Raw genomic sequence first — 18,351 nt, forward strand, 5'->3', positions numbered from 1 at the left:
CACTCTCGGAGAAATATCTGCGGACGATCGCTATCTCCGCACGGGCCACGCGTTCGTCCGGGGGAAAGGTGAAATATTTCCTACAACGACCGCCACCGCCGGCGGGGTTCTTCGGTGTGACCGAAAGAGAGTCAGTCGTCCGACTCCGCACTCCGCCGTTCGGACTCGATTTCGCGCGCCCGCCGGAGGACGAGTTCGTCGTCTATGCGTTCGAGCAGTCGTTCGTGGCCGCGTCGGGTTCGGCGTTCGATGTCGTCGTCGGAGAGGTACGTGTCGAACTTGCGGTCTATCTCCCGTTCGCGGAGTTCGGCGACGCGTTCCGCGGGGAGGGAGTGTTCCTCGGGGAGGCGGCCGTCGAACCACTCGCGCCACCGGTCGCGGGTGCCCCACTCGCCGGTCAGTTCCGCCTCCCGGCGCATCCAGTCGTACTGGTCCGCGAGCGTGTCGAGGTACCCTTCGCTCCGGCGCACCTCATCGACGAGGGTCAGGCCGACTCGCGCGCCGCGGCCCGCGGCCATGATGGCTTGACGGTCGGCCTCGGGGGCCGGGGACGCGACGTAGAGGCCGTCTACCCGCGTCGTTCCGTCGCGTTCGGGGTAGTCCCTGTCGAAGTGTTCGTGCACCTCGCCGTCGTGTTCGTGAGCGACGAACATCTCCTCGTCGTCGTCGAGTCCGCGCATGTACTCGCCGTCGTACCGGGTGGCGGCGACGACTCGCCGGGCGGTGACGCGGCGGCCCTCCTGCGTCTCGACGACGAACCCGTCGGTTCCGTCCGCTCTCTCGACGGACTCGACGAGGTCAGAAATCACCTCACAACCGGCCTCCTCGGCGTGGTCGTGCAGCAACCCGTACAGCGTCTCGACGTCGATGCCGGCGGGGAAGCCGGGGTAGTTCTCCAGGTACGCGCACCGACGCAGCGAGGAGTTCCCCCGGTCGAAGACAGCGGTTTTCAGGCCGTACCGGGCGGTGAAGACGCCCGCGGAGCAGCCGGCCGGACCGCCGCCGACGACGATGACGTCGTACTCGAACGGCGCGCCCTCCGCGGCGGTGTCTGCCGGACTCACGCTCGGAACTCCCCGGTGACGATGTCGGCGACTCGCTGTCGGTCGAACAACGTTTCGTCGCCGAACTCCTCGGGGTAGAGACCCCGCGCGGCCCGTTCGAGTTGGAACAGGTGGATGATCGGCCCTTGGTACGTCAGGCCGCCGTATATCACCCGGTCGTTCTTCACCGCCGCGAGTTCGCTCGCGACGTCGTGGTCCCGGAGGTGCGAGGCGATGTTCTCCTCGAAGTACTCGTCGGTAATCTCGCCCTGAAGCCTGATGGCGAGGGCGTCGGGGTCTATCTCCAGAAGCGTCTCGTAGTCGATGGTGCCGCCGCCCGCCTGCGCATCCGTGACGTCGTTCGCGGCGAGGGCGTCCCCGACGTTCAGGTCGTTCCAGTGTTTGGACTGGGTTCCGCCGCCGACGAGGTACGGGTAGAACGACTCGGGCGGCACGTCGGCGGGGTAGAGAACCGCGATGTCGGGCGTCTCCTCGGGGAGGCGGCTCTGGACGTCGGCGAGAACCTCGTCGTGGTACGCCGCGAACGCCTCGTAGCGCTCCCGCTCTCGGAACACCGCCGCGACTTTCTCGAACGCCTCGTACATCGTGTAGTCGGCGTAATCGTGCCAGTCGTACGCCCGCGAGAAGATCGTGTTCCCGAAGAAGGGGCCGACGTTCGTCGCGATTTCGTCGACGTCCTCCCGGCTCCACCCGAGGCGGTTCACCATGAAGTTCGGGTCGGTGAGGTGGACGTCGGCGTCGAGTTCGTAGTACACCTCCTTGCCGGTGCCGTCCTGCCACAACTGCGTGAGTTCGCCCTTGTCCACGGAGACGCCGGGGAGTTCCTCGTACAGGTGCGCGCCGAACCGGGCGCGGACGCCGATGGCCGAGAGGCCGTCGGCCCGCCCGAGGGCGACGCCCATGTCGGCGTAATCGCCCGTGTAGGGAACCCACGCCTCGGGGACGGACCCGAACTCGACTTCGCCGACCGGTTCCATCGACACCGAGTACGAGTCGGCCGCCGCCGTCGTCCCGCCTCCCGTCTCTCCCGAGGCGTCCGTCCCCGTCTCCGCACCGGTCGGCGTTCCGGACGACTCGGACCCGGTCCCGCCGGTGCACCCCGAGAGCAGGCCGCCCCCGACGAGTGCGCCGCCGTACTTCACGTAGTCGCGCCGCGTCACCGTCTCGCGTCCGCGAGATTCGGGCTCCATACGTTTTAGGCCAGCCTAAATAAACAAAGTCGTTTCGATTGTTAGGTCGGCCGAAAACGACGGAACGTTCGGTCGAAAACGACTCGCTCAACCGCGCGTCGTCGGTCGCGTTACCGCTCCTCGGTCCGCCGGGAGTTCGCGTCGGCCGACCGGAGGCCGTACCCGAGAGCGACGAACGCGAGGTAGAGCGGCGACTCCACGAACTGGACCGGCAGGCCGACGGCCGCGAACGGTCCGAGGACGAACACCGCAGGGACGAGAGCGGCGAACAGCCCCGCTTCGAGGCGGTTCGCGCTTTCGGTCCGCCAGAGAACGACACCGTAACCCGTTCCGACGACCCGCACCGCGACGTACGCGAGGCCGACGAGGGGACCGACCGAGAAGAGGACGTCCCCGAACGCCGTCCGCGCCGCGACGAGAACGCCGACGAACGCCGCGTACCCCAGAAGCGAGAGCGCGAGCGAGACGGCCGCTAGCCGGCCGCGCCGACCGTACTCGACCCCGTACCGGGCGTCGGCCGCGAGAACCGCGGCCGAGAACAGGACGTAGATGAGCAGGTGAAGCGCACCGAAGCCGATTCCGGGGCCGCCCGCGGGGTCCGCGCCGGACCCGAAGAACGCGCCCGCGCCGAGCACTCCCAGACCCGCGAGGCCGCCGACGAGGCCGCCGAGACCGGCCAACCTGATTCGCTGCGTCGTCCACCGTAACCCCACTCCGGTTCGGCCTGGACCCTCCGACGTCTCGGGGGTCACCTCGACGCCTCCGACTCGTTCGCCGAACTCCCGTCGTCGGCTTCGGAGACGACGATTGCGCCCTTCATCCCGACCGACTCGTGGGGTTCGCAGTAGTACCGCGTCACCCCGGGCGATTCGAACGTGTACTCGAAGGACGCGCCCTTCTCCGGGCTACCGCTGTCTACCGCTCCGTCGGTGCTGACGACGTTGTGATACCCCTCAACCCACTCCCAGACGACCGTCGTTCCCGGCGAAACTTCGACGGCCGGCGGGGCGAACGCGTTCGAACCGTTGTTCCCGCGCGCGCCGACTTCGACGGTGACCGTCGATTCGCCGGTCATCTCCGCGACGGAGTCGTAGTTGTCGGTGTCCGAGAGCCACTCGTCCACGGTTTCCGGCCCGCCGTCGGTCGGTTCGCCGCCGCCGCTTCCGCTCCCGTCTCCGCCGTCGCTCGTACACCCGGCGAGGAAGCCGCCGACGGCGACGCCGCCCGCGGCGCGGAGGAACCGGCGTCGTCCGTACGAGGGGCGTCCAGCACGGCCGTCGCTCCGCCGGTCTGTGTCCCGCGTTCTCGGTCGGTCGCTCTGCGTTCGCGTCTCGTCCGTTCTGTCGAAAGTCATCTGTCGTTCACCGATGGAACGGAGGCGGAGACGGGCGATAAGGCGGGAAGCACGGTCGCCGAGACGGCGGTTGTGCGAAAGACACATATACTTCTTCGTCGGGAGCGACGCCGACGGCGGCCGCCGCACGGACAGACACTTGTCGGTCGGCGTCCGAGGGGGAACGATGGCGGCGCGTACGCTTCCTCGTTCGGAGGGCCTCGGCGGAGCACTCGGGCGGATAGCCCGCGCCCCGGTGAGGCGGCAGACGTACCGCAACCTCCTGTACGTCGTGTCGATGTTTCCGCTGGGCGTCCTCTACCTCAACCTCTTGGCCGTCGGCGTCGCCCTCGGACTGTCCCTCGCGGTGGTCGGCGTCGGTCTCCTCGTTCTGGTCGCGTTGCTCGCGGCGGTGACCGAACTGGCCGCCCTCGAACGGGCGTACGCGCGGCGACTGCTCGGCGTCGAGATACCCGAACCGTCGGCGGAGCCGGTTCCGAACCGCCTCGCACGGTACAGACGGCTGGCGACCGACCTCCGAACGTGGACGGCCGCGGGGTACATGGTGAGCGCGTTCGCCTTCGGGAGCGTCGTCTTCGGCGTTCTCGCGTCGCTGTTGGCGACGGCGGTGAGTTTCATCCTCGCACCGCTGTACTACGGACGGGCGCCCGTCGTCGCGTTCGGCCCGATTCCGACGGAGACGGTCACGTTCGACGTCCTGTTCGGGTGGGACAACCTGCTCGTCGGCCTGACGACGACGTTCCGCGCCGGGTCGTGGCACGTCGAGACGCTCCCCGTCGCGTTGCTCTTCGCCGCACTCGGCGTCGGCCTGTTCGCGGTGACCCTCCAGTCGGTCAACGTCCTCGCCGCCGCGTGGGGGCGGTACGTGCGACTCGTACTCACCGCGCCGCGGTACCGGGACCTGAGTTGATCCGTCAGTGAGAACGAACGGTGCGCGCCGTTCGATCGAACTTCGGCGGCGCCCGGTAATGGTGCTACGCCCGCGTGAGAGCGTACAGGATGGCGGTCACGCCGGCGAGGTGCGCGAGAGAGACCGCCAAGAGGACAACCGCGTCCGTCGCCGCCGTCAACGCCGTCAGCGCGTAGTTCACTCCGACGGGCGCGGCGGTGAGAAGCACCAGACCGACCGCGAGGTACAGCATCGGACGACTCCGGTTTCGCCGGTACCCCCGGTACGCTTGGTACGCCACGAACAGTCCGGCGAGGGCGGTCAGCGCCGCGAACGCGAATATCAGTCCCCCCTCCGTCGCGACGGCGTCGAACGGCCGGATCGGCGAGGCGTTCACTCTCGCACCTCCTCCGCGCGGCCGGCGTCGTCCGACCCCCTCCCGCGCGGGCGCGACGCGCCGTAGACGGCGTACAGCATGGCGGCGAGACCGGCAAGTTTGCTCGCGTTCGCGGCCGCCGAGCGACCGACCGCGGAGACGTCGGTGAAGTTCGTCAGCGCGAGTTGGATGCCGAACGGGCCGACGGTGAGAAGCACCAGCCCGACCGCGAGATACAGTCGCGCCCGGTCCCGGTTCCGTCGGTATCCCCGAATCACGAGGTACGCGACGACGAGCGACAGGAATCCGGTAAGGAGCAGTCCGAGGAACGCGAGGGTGACGACGACCGACGACCCGCCCGTCGCGGTCTGGAGAAGCGTCCCGGCGCGCGTCATCGTAGCCCCTCGAAGAGTCCGGTGAACCGATCGGCCGGGTCCTCCGCGCGGTACGTGACGTCGACGGAGAACTCGCCGTCGTTCAGTTCGATTTCGATCCGGTCCAGTCGCGCCCGGTAGGTCTTGTAGTGGTGTCCGTCCTTGTCGAGTTGCAGTCGCTCCGAGAGGAGGTCGTACTCCTGGAGGCGTTCGATGCGCCGGTAGATGGTCGAGACCGACGCGTCGCACGCGTCGCTCAGTTCCGGCGCGGACATCTCCCGTGTGCTCGTACGGATGAGTATTGCATGGGCGTACTCGTCTTCGAGGAGTGCGGCGAGTCCTCGCACCTCGTCACCGCTCATTCCTCGCGACGGCGGGGGGCGGGGGGTAACCCGAAGTCGTTCACCGCACTCGATACGGACATGGACTCTCCCGACGGTCCGCGGTCGAGCGACTTAAATCGGGGGTCACGGTCGCCGACTCGGCGACGGCGGCGAGCGGTTTCGCCTCCCGTCGGAAGCGCTGGCGACCCCGCGCGCCCACCGACCACCTAAACAGTTTGGGCTCGAACTCATTGTCCTAGTCCTACTACTCCAGTCCGTAGATGAGCACCGAACCATCGCGGGAGTCTTCGACCGTCGTCGATCGCTCTACCGACTCTCTCTTCGACGTGCTGGCGGACGCTCGGCGGCGGCACGCGCTCGCGTACCTCCGCGAGAACGAGGGAGAGGCGTCCTTCGATGAACTGGCCGACGCGGTCGCGGCGCGAGAACGCGCCGAACGCCCCGCCGACGCCTCGGAGAACGTCGCGCTCTCGCTTCACCACCGCCACCTCCCGAAACTCGAACGGGCCGGGCTGACCGAGCGAACGGCGGACCTCATCTCGCTGACCGAACGCGGCGAATCCGCGCTCGAAACGTTACCCATCACAGTGGTCCCTCAGGCGACCAACTGAAAGCGTGCATGAGCCAGTCCTCTCCCGCCGGAACGCATCCCCGCCGAACGACTCCCCCACAGCATAGATTCGATGACGATAGCAGAAGTTCACGTGTCGCACCCGGACTTCGTGCTCGGACGTACGATAGAGACCGTGACGGGGGTGGAGATTCGGCGGGAGACGCAGCCGGTTCCGGCGGGGGAGAACGACACGCTCTTGCTGTTCTTCAGCGCGACGGGGAACTTCGAGGGGTTCGAGGAGACGCTGGCCGCGGACCCCACCGTGACCGACCCGCGACTCGTCGCGGAACTAGAGGACCGACGAATCTACCGGGTGCGACTGACGGACCGGGCGAAACTCGTCACCTACAAGCTGGCCGAACTCGGCATCTACCTGTCCGAGATCGTCCACGACGAGGAGGGCTGGGTGTTCCACGCTCTCCTCCCCGATTTAGACTCCCTCTCGGCGTTCCGGGAGTACTGCAGGGCGGAGGACATCACCTTCCGGGTGAAGGCGATGTACCAGAACGACCAAGCCGAGACGCGGGGCGGGTTCGGCCTGACGGACGGCCAGCGGGAAGCGCTGTTGCTGGCGTTCGACAGGGGGTACTTCAGCGACCCGCGCGAGATAACCCTGCAAGAGCTCGCCTCGGAGATGGGTATCTCCTCGACCGCCTGCGGCAGGCGCCTCCGACGGGCGTCGGAGCAGTTAATCGAGTCGACGGTGGTGTCGGAACGGTAACATAATGCGGTCGTGAGTTAGCGCTGCGGCCGCCGAGCGGCGGCACTATATAAATACGCAGGTGATGAACGCAATCTCTCAACCGCGTTCACTACTTCTACAGTAACATGGGTAACGGATTAGCCGTCAATGAGTCAGACGGGTATGCGATGGTGGAGTTCGATGCGGAGGAGCCTGAATCGGTAATCGTCGGCATCGTCGATGCAGTCTCGAACGTGGTCGGCACGGACCCCGTCGAAATCGAACCGCTGTACTCCGTCGTCGATCCGGACGCCCTCGCTAGTCTCCTCGAACCGCCGAGCGCCGGGCAACCTCGGCAGGGAGACGTTAGAGTATCTTTCGAGATGGCGGGCCTCGAGGTGACCGTCTGGAGTTACGGTCGCATCCACGTCTCGGAGCGGCAGTGAGCGGTATAGACGAGAACAATGTGGGGAGTGCAAACGTCGTGAACAACGAGAACCAATCTACCGAGCAGTTAGTGCGGGAAACGTACACAGAATACAAGAGCGGATCCGGGACCATCGCTATGATAACGGACCCGGAGAACGATAGAGCATGGATACAGTCCACTCATACTGTATCCATCGACCGGTAACCGAAGCCCATGACGAGAGAAAGCGGCGTGACTACCGCCGGGGGATTCACGGACGCACTGGGGGACTTATTGGAGGAGGCGCACCGGAACGGCGTCGATATCGAAGGGGGATGGCTCGTTCAGTCGTCGGCCGAGGAGGTGCCGGACTGGGACATCGAGATCTGGCGGGTGGAACACGCGGACGAGGAGACGAGCGAATCCTGACCGCCGATCCGCACCGTCGCCTCGAACCGAGGTGTCGATGAAACGGGGGAGACGCTGTGACCAACGTTCGATACGGACCTCGAAGCGAACAGACGAACCTAAATCCCCCCGTCGGAAACGACGGGTCGTGGAACGGGGACTTCAGAGAGAACGGAGCGAGGCGAACGGAACCGCGAAGGGGGGTATCGCCATCCTCGAACTGTTAGACGAACTCCGCGTCATCGCCCAGAACGGGCTCGAATACAACGACGGCTCCGACGACGCGTACGACCGACGGCGGTACGAACGCGTCCTCGAACTCGTGAGCGACTACTACGGGCGCGCCCTCGACGCGCCGCCGTCGGCCGTCCGCGAATCGCTCCGCGAGGAGGTGGGCCACGTCTCGGCGAAGGTGGGCGCCGTCGGCGTCGTCCTCGACGACCGGGGGCGCGTTCTCACGATGGAACGCTCGAACAACGGCCGGTGGGCGCTCCCCGGCGGGTACGTGGACCCCAACGAGTCCGCGGAGGAGGCCGTCGTCCGGGAGGTGCGCGAGGAGACGGGCCTCGACGTGGAACCGGTCGAACTCGTCGACGTCTACTCCGTCGGCCCGGGCGAGGGGGACAACCTCCACTCCATCGTCAACGTCGTCTACCGGTGCCGCGTCCGCGGCGGCGAACTCCGCCTCTCCCACGAGGGGACGGACCTCGCCTACCGCGACCCGCACCGCCTGTCCGCCGCCGCATGGCATGAACAGAACCGTCGCTACGCCGTCGACGCGGTCGAATCCTCGGACGCTACCCTCCCGACGGACTCCGACGGCGCGAAGCGGTAAGCCGCGGCCGACGATCACTTCCGACCTCGGGCGGTAGCGGCGACGCCGGCGGTCGAATATCGGCATCAAAAAGTAGTCGAGTTTCGACCGGACGGTGGAGCGGTCGTACGCGAGAGTGCTCAAACTATGATAGACGAATACGACCTCGTTATCGTCGGCGGAGGAATAAGCGGAGCGTCGTTGCTCTATACGGTCTCGAAGTTCACTGACGTCGAGAGGGTCGCGCTACTCGAGAAGGAAGACGAGATAGCGGCGATCAACTCCCACAGCACGAACAACTCTCAGACGCTGCACTTCGGAGACATCGAGACGAACTACACCTTAGAGAAGGCCGAGGAGGTCAAGGAGGGCGCGGAGATGCTCGCGGGGTATCTGGAGAACGAAGACCCCGACCGCGAGATGCACAGCAAGCGGAGCAAGATGGTGCTCGCCGTCGGCGACGACGAGGTTCCGAAACTCCGGCGGCGGTACGACGACGAGGGGTTCGGCGACCTGTTCCCGAAGCTCAGCGCCATCGGGAGGGAGGAGATCGCCGAGATAGAGCCGAAAGTCGTCGAGGGGCGGGACCCGAACACGGAGATGCTCGCCCTGCAGACGCCGGACGGGTACGTCGTCGACTACGGGAAGACGGCGAGGTCGTTCGTGGAGAACGCCGCGGAGGAAGACGGCGTGGACGTCTTCACCGGGGCCCAAGTGCGGAACATCGAGAGGAACCGTGACGGGTTCACCGTCGAAACCGACGCGAGGGACTTCAAGGCGGACGTGACCGTCGTCGCGGCGGGATCCCACAGCCTCCAGATAGCCAAGCGGATGGGCTACGGGGAGCACAAGTCCCTGCTCCCGGTCGCGGGGAGTTTCTTCCTCGCCGAGGGCGAGTACCTCAACGGCAAGGTGTACACGCTGCAGATGAAGAAACTGCCGTTCGCGGCGGTCCACGGCGACGCGGACGTCCACGACGCCGACGTCACCCGGTTCGGGCCGACGGCGAAGGTGGTGCCGACGCTCGAACGGGGCCGGTTCTCCACCGTGGGCGACTTCCTCGACGTGTTCGGCCTGAGTCTCGACTCGTTCCTGAGTTACGCCAACATCCTCTCGGACCGGGTGCTGTTCCCGTACGTCGTCAGAAACCTGGTGTACGACATCCCCGAGGTGGGGCCGCGGGCGTTCCTGCCGCACGTCCAGAAGGTGGTCCCGAGCATCGAACTGGACGACATCGAGCGAGCGAAGGGGTACGGCGGCGTCCGACCGCAGATCGTCGACACGAAGGCGAAGACGCTCGACATGGGCGAAGCGAAGATCACCGGCGATAACATCATCTTCAACATCACGCCCTCGCCGGGCGCGTCGACGTGCGTGAAGAACGCCATGCGGGACACGAAGCAACTGATGGACTTCTTCGACGGCGAGTACGAGTTCGACGAGGACGCCTTCCGGGGGGAGACGCTCCGTAACTTCCCCCGCGAGGTACCGGCGTAACGCACCGCCGTTACCGTTTTTTCGGAAGCGACCGTCACAGTTCGAAGCGACACCGACCGATAGGGTCCGGTCGGGACGTACCTTTATTACCGTCGAACCCGAATTACTGAGTATGATCGTAGTAAATTCCTCCACCGACGCGGAGCGCACCGACGCACAGATCCGGCGCACGGCGACGTTCGCCGAGATGGAGCGCGCGATGCGCTCCCAAACGTTCTGAGACGCCGGAATTTCAGCCATCGGGGCGTTCTTCCCCGAGAAACCGTTTTCCCCCGTGGCGACGTACCTCGTCACCAAGGCCACACGTGGCCCTCCTACTATGAGTGATAAACCCCACCAGAACCTCGCCATCATCGGACACGTCGACCACGGGAAGTCCACCCTCGTGGGCCGACTCCTGTTCGAGACGGGGAGCGTGCCGGAACACATCATCGAGCAGTACCGCGACGAAGCCGAATCGAAGGGCAAGTCGGGCTTCGAGTTCGCCTACGTGATGGACAACCTCGCCGAGGAGCGAGAACGCGGCGTCACCATCGACATCGCCCACCAGCGGTTCGACACGGACAAGTACTACTTCACCATCGTGGACACGCCCGGTCACCGCGACTTCGTGAAGAACATGATCACGGGCGCCTCGCAGGCGGACCACGCGGTTCTCGTCGTCGCCGCCGACGACGGCGTCGCGCCGCAGACGCGCGAACACGTCTTCCTCGCCCGCACGCTCGGCATCGAGACGCTCATCATCGCCGTCAACAAGATGGACGTCGTCGACTACAGCCAGGACACCTACGAACAGGTCAAAGAGGAGGTTCAGACGCTCCTCAAGCAGGTGCGCTTCGGCACCGACGACGCGAGTTTCATCCCCATCTCGGCGTTCGAGGGCGACAACATCGCCGAGACGTCCGAGAACACGTCGTGGTACGACGGCCCGACCATCCTCGAATCGCTGAACAACCTCCCAGAACCGTCGCCGCCGACGGACGCGCCGCTTCGACTGCCGATCCAGGACGTCTACACCATCTCCGGCATCGGGACGGTTCCGGTCGGGCGCGTCGAGACGGGGATGCTTAGGAAGGGCGACAACGTCTCGTTCCAACCGTCGGACGTCTCCGGCGAGGTGAAGACGGTCGAGATGCACCACGAGGAGGTGGACGAGGCCGGCCCCGGCGACAACGTCGGCTTCAACGTGCGCGGCATCGGCAAGAACGACATCCGGCGCGGCGACGTGGCCGGCCCGGCGGAGGAACCGCCGACGGTGGCCGACACGTTCCAAGCGCAGATCGTCATCATGCAGCACCCCTCGGTCATCACGGCCGGGTACACGCCGGTCATCCACGCCCACACGGCGCAGGTGGCCTGCACCTTCGAGTCCATCGACAAGAAACTCGATCCCAAGTCGGGCGAAGTCGCCGAGGAGAACCCCGACTTCATCAAGGCGGGCGACGCCGCGGTGGTGACGCTCCGCCCGCAGAAACCGCTGGTCGTCGAACCCTCCTCGGAGATAGCGGAACTCGGCTCGTTCGCCATCCGCGACATGGGACAGACCATCGCGGCGGGGAAAGTCCTCTCCGTGGACGAGCGGTAAGCCGACTCCCCTTTTTCGACGCGGCGTAAATCGAGAGCGGACGCGAACCGGGGAGCCTTTGTCCGCCACCGGGAGAGAGTGAGTATGGACGCGTTCACCCCCGTTTTCGCGGACGACGACGCCGCCGGCGGGTCGGTCGGCGAGGCGGACGACAGGCCGCGCGTCGCCCTGTTCGTGGACGGCCCCAACGTGTTGCGCGACGAGTTCGACGTGGACTTAGACGACGTTCGAGAGGCGGCGGCGACGGTCGGTCGGCCGACCGCGCGGCGACTGTATCTGGACGAACACGCGACGCCGGGGCTGATCCAGGCCGCGGAGGCGCGCGGCTTCGAAGTCGTCGTCACCAGCGGCGACGTCGACGTCCGCCTCGCGGTGGACATGACACGGTTCGCCGTCGAGGGGCGCGCCGACGTGGTCGCGATCGCCTCCCGGGACACCGACTTCAAGCCCGCGATAGAGACGGCGAACGCCTACGGCCTGCGGACGCTGGCGATATCGCCCGGCGAGTACGGTCGCTCCGACGCCCTCCGGAACGCGGCGTCCGACAGCATCACCCTCGGCGGGGACGTGCCCGACGCGGGCGAGGAACCCGAGGACGACGGCCCGCGCCTGGTGGGGTACGACAAGGACAGCGGTAACGACGACGGCGACGGCAACGGCGACGGCGACGAGTCGTAACCGGGCGACGGCGACGCTCGCGCGGCCGAGAAGCGTACGGTCTTTTGCTCCGGCGGCCGACGACCCCCGTATGGAAGACCTCGGGACGCCGGTGTTGGACAACCACCTGCACCTCGACCCGGCGAACGGACGCGGGATCGACGCCGTCCGCGACTTCCGCCGCCTCGGCGGGACGCACCTCCTCGTCGTGAACAAACCGTCGTGGCACCTCGGCGTCGAGGCGGAGGCGGGCGAGGACTTCCGCGCCGTCTTCGAGGAGACGCTGTCGGTCGTCGCGGACGCGGACGCCGAACTCCCCGGGCGCGCGTGGCCGGTCCTCGGCGTCCACCCCGGCCTGATCACGCGCCTCACCGACGAGCGAGGCTTCTCGCCCGGTGAGGCGCGCGACCTGATGCGGGCGGGGTTGGACGCGGCCGCGGAGTACGTCCGGGAGGGCGACGCCCTCGCGCTGAAGTCCGGCCGCCCGCACTACGAGGTGTCCGACGCGGTGTGGGACGCCTCCAACGACGTGCTGAAACACGCCCTGTCGCTCGGCGCGGAACTCGACTGCGCCGTGCAGTTGCACACCGAGGCGACTGACGACCTGACGGAGGTCGCCGAGTGGGCCGACGAGAGGGGGCTCGACCCCGAGAACGTGGTGAAACACTACGCGGGCGGAACGCTCGCGGGGCCGACGCCGAGCGTGATGAGCGAGAAGGACCGCCTGCGCACCGCCGCCGAGGAGGGCGCGCCGTTCCTGATGGAGACGGACTTCGTGGACGACCCGGACCGACCGGGCGCGGTGATGGGGCCGAAGACCGTCCCGCGCCGCGTCCGGTGGTTACTGGAGGAGGGCGAAGACGACGCCGTCGAGAACGCGCACGTCGAGACGCCGCGGCGCGTGTACGGGGTCGACACTCGGGAAACACTCTCGCGCTAACGGGCGGGATTCTCTCCTCGATGAAAGATAGGAAAGGCCTTTGAGTCCCGGAAGGGATGGTGGATACATGACCGAGGCAGAGGAGACCTACTACACGAGAGAACGCTGGCAGAACTGGCTCACTCGCGTCGAGGAAGAGACGCTCGACCCCGAGAACGAGGACTCTGCGCGGTTACTCTTGAATCTCCAAGACGATGCGGCTATCGCCGTCGCGAAGATCGTCTCCGCCCACGAGGACGGTGACCTTGACGAGGACACCGCGCTCGAAGAGCTCGAACGCGTCCGCGACATCGTCCTGCAGGAACCCGACTTCGACATCGAGGACGACGAGGAACGGCAGGACAAGCTGATGCTCATCGACGGCGTCCAGACCAGCCTCGTCTGCGTCTTCTACGCCGCCGAGGAGTACATCGCCGCCGGCCCCGCCGAGGAGGCACCGCTCTCGGAGTACGTCGAGGCGGCCGCCGCGGCCGAGGAGGAGGAGGACTTAGACGCCGCGCTCGGCTACCTCGTGCAGGCGGGCACGCGAATCATCGAGGGCGACGAACTCGACATGGCCATCGTGGACGAGCTGGAGTACGGCCTCGTCTCCGAGTGGGTCAACGGGCTCGACAGCCTCCAGAGCGCGCTCAGCGACCCGGAAGTCGTCGAAGAGGACGACGAGTAAGACGAGTCGCCGGGCGTTCGGCGGGGGCGACGCGTCTCCTCTGCCCACGGGGCGGCACGCTTTTACCTGACTGTCACGAAATCCGACGTATGCGTTTCTGGGACGACGAGAGGGCGGTCACCGTCCAGATAGGGGCGGTGCTACTGCTGGGGTTCGTCGTCGTGTCGATGTCGATGTACCAGGCGACCGTCGTCCCGGACGAGAATCGGCGGGTGGAGTTCCGGCACAGCGAACGCGTCCAAGGCGACATGCAGGAGGTTCGGAACGCCATCCTCCGGACCGCCGCCACCGACGGTTCGACGCCCGTCTCGGTCGAACTCGGGACGCGGTACCCCGCGCGCGCGGTGTTCGTCAACCCCGGGTCGCCGGGCGGGACGCTCTCTACGTCGTCGCTCGGAACGCTGACCGTCAGACACGCCGTCGCGGACGATTCTACGACGACTCGAAGCGACTTCGACGAGAGATAGTCTTCATGCGCGTCGGGTTCGACGACTGACGTAACACCTCATCGACAAGCCCATATGTGCGGAATCGGAACGTGTCTGCATGACAGCCGTCGGCATCGACGCCATCGAGATACGGACGGGGAAACTCAAACTCGACCTCGCGAACACGTTCGCGCCGAAGAAGGGCGAGGACCCCGAGAAGTACACGAAGGGTATCGGTCTGAAGCACTCGTCGTTCCCGGACGTGTACGAGGACATCGTGACGATGGGGGCGAACGCGGCGAAGGACCTGATGGACCGGACGGGTCTCGTCCCGGACGACATCGGCCGCATCGACGTAGCGACGGAGTCGGCGTTCGACAACTCCAAGCCCGTCTCGACGTACATCGCCGGGTGTCTCGAACAGGTGTACGACGGGGACTTCCACCACGCGAACAAGGGCGAACGGAAGTTCGCCTGCCTCGCGGGGACCCAGAGCATCGACGACGCGTACAACTGGATCCGCGCCGGGCGCAACCGCGGTCGGTCGGCGTTGGTCATCGCGACGGACACCGCCCTCTACGAACGCGGCGACCCGGGCGAGGCGACGCAGGGCGCGGGCGCGGTGGCGATGCTCATCTCCGAGGATCCGAACGTGGTCGAACTCTCGACGGACCAGGGCTACGGCAGCGCCGACGAGACGGACTTCCTGAAGCCGAACCAGCAGTTCCCGAGCGTGGACGGTAAGCGGTCGGTGCAGGTGTACCTCGCGCGGATGCGCGAAGCGTTGGAGGACTACGAGTCCGTCGCGGGCGACACCCACCCCGACGACTTCGAGTATATCCCGTTCCACACGCCGTTCCCGGGGATGGTCCGGAAGGCGGCGCTCCTCGGGTATCGGCACATGACCCGCGGGACGGACGTCGAAGACGCCTTGGAGTCCGAAATCGGGCGGCAACCGCGCGAGGCGGACTTCGACTCGTGGGACGCCTACGAGGACGCCATCCGCGACTACATGGACGACCTGAAGGAGACGGACCAGTACAGCGAGTGGTACGGCCACGCCATCGAACCCACCATCGACATCTCCAGTCAGGTGGGCAACTGGTACACCGGGTCGGTCCACATCGCGCGCCTCTCCGCGCTTCGAAGCGCCGCCCGGAAGGGCGAGTCCCTCGCGGGCAAGCGGATGCTCGTCGGGTCGTACGGGTCGGGCGCGCAGGCCGAGATTCACGCCGAGACGGTTCGCGAGGGCTGGAAGGACGAAGTCAGCGCCATCGACGTCGAGGACCAACTCGACAGTCGCTACGACATCTCCTACGACGAGTACGAACTCGTCCACGACGTCCACAACCACGACAAGGAGGTGGACGTCGAGGAGTTCACTCAACCCGACGGCGAGTTCGTGTTCACCGGGTGGGGCCGCATGAACGAACGGCGCTACGAGTACATCGAGTAGCGCCGTTCGGAACGAACGTCGTCCTCGTGAACGGAGTGAATGAGGGCTTGAAGCGCGATCGAAGCGAGCGCTCCGGTGTCCTCGTGAGCGGAGTGAACGAGGGGTCGGCGCCGCGACTTCAGTTTGCCTAGCCGCCGTTCCGCCCGTTCTCCCCGGAGTACGACGCCGGCGCGCGCCGACTCCCGCGAACGCTTCACGGACTGAAGCGCGGCGCTCTCCTTACGTCGTTCACGAACGTTTGGTACGGTGTCAGCATGAACGCACCAACCCGAGCCGACGACGCCGCAGACGACGGACGCGGAGGAGGTTCGGAGGAATCGAGTCTCGAAAACGCCGTTTCCGACGTTTCGAGTCACTACAAAGCGGTGCTCTTCGCCGCCGGAAGCTTCGCCGTCGCGTACTGGTCGGCGTTCGTCCGACCGGAGATGTCGCCGAAGTGGTACGTCCCCATCATGGTGACGTTCGCCCTCGGCGCACTCGGCTACGTCTACTTGGCCGAACACTCGACGCTCCGCCTCGGAACGACGCGGGCGGAGGGGTGACGAACGGCGGGCGGAGGCCGACGGGCCTCAGAGGGCGTCGGTGTCGCCCACGTCTCCGACGCCGCCCGTCGCACTCCGCCGCGATACCGACTCGCCGTCGCCCTCGCCCGCGACGGTTCGTCGCAGTTCGATATCGACGGTGAAGCCGCCGTCTTCGACGCCGAATCGAAGTTCTTCGAGGCGGCACTCGTACGCCGAGTAGTGGTTGCCGTCGGCGTCGTACCGTAGTTTCTCCGCCACCATGTCGTACGATTCGAGGGCGTCGAGTCGCCGGTAGACGGTCGGTTGCGACGCATCGCACCGCCGGGTGAGTTCCTCGGCCGATAGGGCTCGCTCGCTCGTGAGGACGAGAATCTTCCGCGCGAGTTCGTTCCCCAGCAGGTCGAACGCGCTGTCGGCGTCCCATCCGCTCATGGACGGAGTTACGTCACCTCGACTGAAGAACTCCCTGGCGGATGAGAACTATTCGCAGATGGGGCGGCGAGGATAGGTACGACCGACCCGGAGACGGACACCTCCTCGTCGGCGACGGCGAACGAGAGCGTCGTCACGACGTGACCGTCGTTGGTCCCGACGGCGTCTCGAATCGCGTCCTCGCCGTCGGGCAGACACGTCGGCGCGTCGGGCGCGGTGTAAATGAAGTACGTCTCTGAGAACGTATCGCCCAGTTCCAGCGTCTTCCGCCGGAGGATACTCTGTACCGCGGTGACGCCCTCGGCGCGCCGACAGCCCGACTCGTTCGGTTCCGACGGCGTCTCGACGAGTCCGACCTCTCTGTCGGGGACGATTCGAAGCGCGTCGCCGCGTCCGTACGTGTTCTCTACGGCTTTACTGCCGGAGAACATCAGCGTCGGGCCGAAATCGAGTTCGAGCGTGTGTCGGCCCGCGTTTCGGAGCGTCGCCTCGAACCGCGCCGGGGAGTCGGCGGACGACTGCGACAGCATCGACGCCTCCAGTTCGAGTTCCGAGGCGACGACCGAGTCGGGAATCGGCGTCTCCGTCGGCGTCCGAGTCGGAGAAAGGGTACTCGCGGGGGCCGAATCGTCGGACGCCGCGCCGCCCAGACAACCGGCGAGAGGGAGCGAAGCGGCGACTCCGGAGAGTCCCGCGAGGAAGCGTCTCCGGGCGATTCGAGGGCGAGAGAAGGAGCGACAACGGGGCGTTTCGGAGGGCACGCCCCCGAGTTCCGCGGTGGTTGGTAAGTGTTTTCCCGTTACGGGAGTTTCCGCAGGTCTTCGAGCGTGTCGTCCAAATCGCGGTTCGAGATGGCCAAGGAGAAACCGTCGATGGTGGCGAGGGCGGGCGCGTGTTCCCACAGGTCCTCCTCGTCGAGTCCGTGGAGGATGACCGCGTGCGGCGTCGGGTTGACGACGCGCAGGGCGACGAGGGGCGACTCGCCGCGACTGACGCCGGTGAATATCAGCGCGCGACTCGTCGATTGGCCGTAGAGGCGGTAGAACTCCTCGGAGGAGAGGCGCGTGATGGCCTCGATGCTGTTTATCACCGTGTGACCGCTTATCTGGTCGTGGTCGCCGCGGACGAGTTCTTTCGCGTCCATCGCCTCGTAGAGGCGTTCCAGCGGCATCGACGTGGGGTACTCCCTGAGGTCCTGGACGATGTCGCTTTCGAACCCCGCGGAGATGACGCGGGCGTACTGCCGGATGCGTTCGCCGCCTCTGGACTCGTCGATGTCGAGGAGGGCCTCGACCATCCGCCTGACGACGCCGATGCCGGGGCTCTCGCGCCGACCGCTCTCGTAGTCGGAGATGACCGACGAGGAGACGTCCAGTTGCCCCGCGAGCGCCGTCTGGGAGATGTCGAAGTCGGTGCGCCACTTCCGGAGCGTCGCACCGGGGTCGTCGCTCAGCGTTATCTCGCCCGCGATGCGGCGGGCCAGCTCGTCCCGCGGAACCGTCGTCACCGTCTCTCGCCCCCGCGCGTTCGTTCGCGCCGTGCCATATCGGTCGAACATCGGTCGGACGACCGCAAAAGGATACCGAAAGTAGGGTTCGACGAACGACGATGCCCGGCGGGAGGGAGGGCGGCGGCTCCCTCCCGTCTC

24 protein-coding genes are annotated in these 18,351 nt (G+C 66.6%); 14 read left to right on the forward strand and 10 right to left on the reverse strand.

Features of this window, described 5'->3' with window-relative positions; translation table 11 throughout:
- Positions 1–131 precede the first annotated feature (131 nt).
- The 4 genes from ACZ522_RS06750 to ACZ522_RS06765 all read right to left on the reverse strand — a co-directional run bounded on the left by ACZ522_RS06750 (position 132) and on the right by ACZ522_RS06765 (position 3,608).
- Positions 132–1,064, reverse strand: a complete 933-nt coding sequence (locus ACZ522_RS06750; RefSeq protein ID WP_379693664.1) for an NAD(P)/FAD-dependent oxidoreductase — start codon at positions 1,062–1,064, stop codon at positions 132–134.
- Positions 1,061–2,254 carry an ABC transporter substrate-binding protein gene (locus ACZ522_RS06755; protein ID WP_379693662.1) on the reverse strand — a complete coding sequence of 398 codons (1,194 nt, stop codon included), beginning with the start codon at positions 2,252–2,254 and terminating at the stop codon, positions 1,061–1,063. Before ACZ522_RS06755 ends, ACZ522_RS06750 begins: the two co-directional genes overlap by 4 nt.
- Before the next feature lie 110 nt (positions 2,255–2,364).
- Positions 2,365–3,006: a hypothetical protein gene (locus tag ACZ522_RS06760; protein ID WP_379693660.1), complete on the reverse strand. Its 642-nt coding sequence runs from the start codon at positions 3,004–3,006 to the stop codon at positions 2,365–2,367.
- Positions 3,003–3,608, reverse strand: a complete 606-nt coding sequence (locus ACZ522_RS06765; protein ID WP_379693658.1) for a halocyanin domain-containing protein — start codon at positions 3,606–3,608, stop codon at positions 3,003–3,005. The genes ACZ522_RS06760 and ACZ522_RS06765 overlap by 4 nt, the downstream gene beginning before the upstream one ends.
- Before the next feature lie 166 nt (positions 3,609–3,774).
- Here ACZ522_RS06765 and ACZ522_RS06770 point away from each other — a divergent pair, with 166 nt between their 5' ends.
- A complete protein-coding gene (locus ACZ522_RS06770) occupies positions 3,775–4,518 on the forward strand; it encodes a sensor domain-containing protein (RefSeq protein ID WP_379693656.1) in 744 nt (247 codons plus the stop codon).
- Between the two features lie 64 nt (positions 4,519–4,582).
- On the opposite strand, the gene ACZ522_RS06775 is transcribed toward ACZ522_RS06770, so the two are convergent.
- Genes ACZ522_RS06775 through ACZ522_RS06785 form a run of 3 tightly spaced genes read right to left on the reverse strand, consistent with a single transcriptional unit; the run spans position 4,583 to position 5,609 of the window.
- Complete coding sequence (locus ACZ522_RS06775; RefSeq protein ID WP_379693654.1) at positions 4,583–4,894, reverse strand: DUF7521 family protein; 312 nt, start codon at positions 4,892–4,894, stop codon at positions 4,583–4,585.
- Positions 4,891–5,268 (reverse strand): DUF7521 family protein, encoded by a 378-nt coding sequence (locus tag ACZ522_RS06780; RefSeq protein ID WP_379693652.1) that lies wholly within the window; start codon positions 5,266–5,268, stop codon positions 4,891–4,893. Before ACZ522_RS06780 ends, ACZ522_RS06775 begins: the two co-directional genes overlap by 4 nt.
- Positions 5,265–5,609 carry a helix-turn-helix domain-containing protein gene (locus tag ACZ522_RS06785; RefSeq protein WP_379693650.1) on the reverse strand — a complete coding sequence of 115 codons (345 nt, stop codon included), beginning with the start codon at positions 5,607–5,609 and terminating at the stop codon, positions 5,265–5,267. Before ACZ522_RS06785 ends, ACZ522_RS06780 begins: the two co-directional genes overlap by 4 nt.
- Positions 5,610–5,851: 242 nt before the next feature.
- Here ACZ522_RS06785 and ACZ522_RS06790 point away from each other — a divergent pair, with 242 nt between their 5' ends.
- The 13 genes from ACZ522_RS06790 (at position 5,852) to ACZ522_RS06850 (ending at position 16,289) form a co-directional block, all read left to right on the forward strand.
- A complete protein-coding gene (locus ACZ522_RS06790) occupies positions 5,852–6,202 on the forward strand; it encodes a DUF7344 domain-containing protein (RefSeq protein WP_379693648.1) in 351 nt (116 codons plus the stop codon).
- A 72-nt stretch (positions 6,203–6,274) separates the two neighbouring features.
- Entirely contained in the window at positions 6,275–6,925 is a 651-nt protein-coding gene (locus tag ACZ522_RS06795) for a helix-turn-helix domain-containing protein (RefSeq protein WP_379693646.1), read from the forward strand.
- Positions 6,926–7,074: 149 nt separating this feature from the next.
- Positions 7,075–7,332, forward strand: coding sequence for a HalOD1 output domain-containing protein (locus ACZ522_RS06800; RefSeq protein WP_379693644.1), 258 nt, complete (start codon positions 7,075–7,077; stop codon positions 7,330–7,332).
- 197 nt (positions 7,333–7,529) lie between these two features.
- Positions 7,530–7,724: a hypothetical protein gene (locus tag ACZ522_RS06805; protein ID WP_379693641.1), complete on the forward strand. Its 195-nt coding sequence runs from the start codon at positions 7,530–7,532 to the stop codon at positions 7,722–7,724.
- A gap of 127 nt (positions 7,725–7,851) precedes the next feature.
- Positions 7,852–8,538: an NUDIX hydrolase N-terminal domain-containing protein gene (locus tag ACZ522_RS06810; RefSeq protein ID WP_379693639.1), complete on the forward strand. Its 687-nt coding sequence runs from the start codon at positions 7,852–7,854 to the stop codon at positions 8,536–8,538.
- A 126-nt stretch (positions 8,539–8,664) separates the two neighbouring features.
- Positions 8,665–10,014 carry an FAD-dependent oxidoreductase gene (locus tag ACZ522_RS06815; RefSeq protein WP_379693637.1) on the forward strand — a complete coding sequence of 450 codons (1,350 nt, stop codon included), beginning with the start codon at positions 8,665–8,667 and terminating at the stop codon, positions 10,012–10,014.
- A 319-nt stretch (positions 10,015–10,333) separates the two neighbouring features.
- On the forward strand, positions 10,334–11,599 hold the full coding sequence (tuf, locus tag ACZ522_RS06820) for a translation elongation factor EF-1 subunit alpha (RefSeq protein WP_379693635.1): 1,266 nt from the start codon (positions 10,334–10,336) through the stop codon (positions 11,597–11,599).
- A gap of 84 nt (positions 11,600–11,683) precedes the next feature.
- Positions 11,684–12,277, forward strand: coding sequence for an NYN domain-containing protein (locus ACZ522_RS06825; RefSeq protein ID WP_379693633.1), 594 nt, complete (start codon positions 11,684–11,686; stop codon positions 12,275–12,277).
- Positions 12,278–12,347: 70 nt separating this feature from the next.
- On the forward strand, positions 12,348–13,196 hold the full coding sequence (locus ACZ522_RS06830) for a TatD family hydrolase (protein WP_379693631.1): 849 nt from the start codon (positions 12,348–12,350) through the stop codon (positions 13,194–13,196).
- Between the two features lie 67 nt (positions 13,197–13,263).
- Positions 13,264–13,863: a DUF2150 family protein gene (locus ACZ522_RS06835; RefSeq protein ID WP_379693628.1), complete on the forward strand. Its 600-nt coding sequence runs from the start codon at positions 13,264–13,266 to the stop codon at positions 13,861–13,863.
- A gap of 89 nt (positions 13,864–13,952) precedes the next feature.
- On the forward strand, positions 13,953–14,330 hold the full coding sequence (locus ACZ522_RS06840) for a hypothetical protein (protein ID WP_379693626.1): 378 nt from the start codon (positions 13,953–13,955) through the stop codon (positions 14,328–14,330).
- A gap of 79 nt (positions 14,331–14,409) precedes the next feature.
- Positions 14,410–15,747 (forward strand): hydroxymethylglutaryl-CoA synthase, encoded by a 1,338-nt coding sequence (gene hmgB, locus ACZ522_RS06845; protein ID WP_379693623.1) that lies wholly within the window; start codon positions 14,410–14,412, stop codon positions 15,745–15,747.
- Between the two features lie 254 nt (positions 15,748–16,001).
- Positions 16,002–16,289 (forward strand): hypothetical protein, encoded by a 288-nt coding sequence (locus ACZ522_RS06850; RefSeq protein ID WP_379693621.1) that lies wholly within the window; start codon positions 16,002–16,004, stop codon positions 16,287–16,289.
- A gap of 27 nt (positions 16,290–16,316) precedes the next feature.
- Here ACZ522_RS06850 and ACZ522_RS06855 read toward each other — a convergent pair whose 3' ends face one another.
- The 3 genes from ACZ522_RS06855 to ACZ522_RS06865 are packed head-to-tail and all read right to left on the reverse strand — an operon-like array spanning position 16,317 to position 18,210.
- Positions 16,317–16,703, reverse strand: a complete 387-nt coding sequence (locus tag ACZ522_RS06855) for an ArsR/SmtB family transcription factor (protein WP_379693619.1) — start codon at positions 16,701–16,703, stop codon at positions 16,317–16,319.
- A gap of 8 nt (positions 16,704–16,711) precedes the next feature.
- The gene (locus ACZ522_RS06860; protein ID WP_379693617.1) at positions 16,712–17,464 is read right to left on the reverse strand and encodes a hypothetical protein; all 753 of its coding nucleotides are present in this window, start codon (positions 17,462–17,464) and stop codon (positions 16,712–16,714) included.
- A 38-nt stretch (positions 17,465–17,502) separates the two neighbouring features.
- Positions 17,503–18,210 (reverse strand): helix-turn-helix domain-containing protein, encoded by a 708-nt coding sequence (locus ACZ522_RS06865; protein ID WP_379694556.1) that lies wholly within the window; start codon positions 18,208–18,210, stop codon positions 17,503–17,505.
- Positions 18,211–18,351: the final 141 nt, after the last annotated feature.

This window comes from Halopelagius fulvigenes (assembly GCF_055398025.1).

Bases quoted from the DNA above. Each gene is read 5' to 3' on its own strand.
- ACZ522_RS06755 (WP_379693662.1), bottom strand. From the start codon at position 2,254: ATGGAGCCCGAATCTCGCGGACGCGAGACGGTGACGCGGCGCGACTAC.
- ACZ522_RS06765 (WP_379693658.1), bottom strand. From the start codon at position 3,608: ATGACTTTCGACAGAACGGACGAGACGCGAACGCAGAGCGACCGACCG.
- ACZ522_RS06770 (WP_379693656.1), top strand. From the start codon at position 3,775: ATGGCGGCGCGTACGCTTCCTCGTTCGGAGGGCCTCGGCGGAGCACTC.
- ACZ522_RS06780 (WP_379693652.1), bottom strand. From the start codon at position 5,268: ATGACGCGCGCCGGGACGCTTCTCCAGACCGCGACGGGCGGGTCGTCG.
- ACZ522_RS06785 (WP_379693650.1), bottom strand. From the start codon at position 5,609: ATGAGCGGTGACGAGGTGCGAGGACTCGCCGCACTCCTCGAAGACGAG.
- ACZ522_RS06790 (WP_379693648.1), top strand. From the start codon at position 5,852: ATGAGCACCGAACCATCGCGGGAGTCTTCGACCGTCGTCGATCGCTCT.
- ACZ522_RS06795 (WP_379693646.1), top strand. From the start codon at position 6,275: ATGACGATAGCAGAAGTTCACGTGTCGCACCCGGACTTCGTGCTCGGA.
- ACZ522_RS06800 (WP_379693644.1), top strand. From the start codon at position 7,075: ATGGTGGAGTTCGATGCGGAGGAGCCTGAATCGGTAATCGTCGGCATC.
- ACZ522_RS06805 (WP_379693641.1), top strand. From the start codon at position 7,530: ATGACGAGAGAAAGCGGCGTGACTACCGCCGGGGGATTCACGGACGCA.
- ACZ522_RS06815 (WP_379693637.1), top strand. From the start codon at position 8,665: ATGATAGACGAATACGACCTCGTTATCGTCGGCGGAGGAATAAGCGGA.
- tuf (WP_379693635.1), top strand. From the start codon at position 10,334: ATGAGTGATAAACCCCACCAGAACCTCGCCATCATCGGACACGTCGAC.
- ACZ522_RS06825 (WP_379693633.1), top strand. From the start codon at position 11,684: ATGGACGCGTTCACCCCCGTTTTCGCGGACGACGACGCCGCCGGCGGG.
- ACZ522_RS06830 (WP_379693631.1), top strand. From the start codon at position 12,348: ATGGAAGACCTCGGGACGCCGGTGTTGGACAACCACCTGCACCTCGAC.
- ACZ522_RS06835 (WP_379693628.1), top strand. From the start codon at position 13,264: ATGACCGAGGCAGAGGAGACCTACTACACGAGAGAACGCTGGCAGAAC.
- ACZ522_RS06840 (WP_379693626.1), top strand. From the start codon at position 13,953: ATGCGTTTCTGGGACGACGAGAGGGCGGTCACCGTCCAGATAGGGGCG.
- hmgB (WP_379693623.1), top strand. From the start codon at position 14,410: ATGACAGCCGTCGGCATCGACGCCATCGAGATACGGACGGGGAAACTC.
- ACZ522_RS06850 (WP_379693621.1), top strand. From the start codon at position 16,002: ATGAACGCACCAACCCGAGCCGACGACGCCGCAGACGACGGACGCGGA.
- ACZ522_RS06855 (WP_379693619.1), bottom strand. From the start codon at position 16,703: ATGAGCGGATGGGACGCCGACAGCGCGTTCGACCTGCTGGGGAACGAA.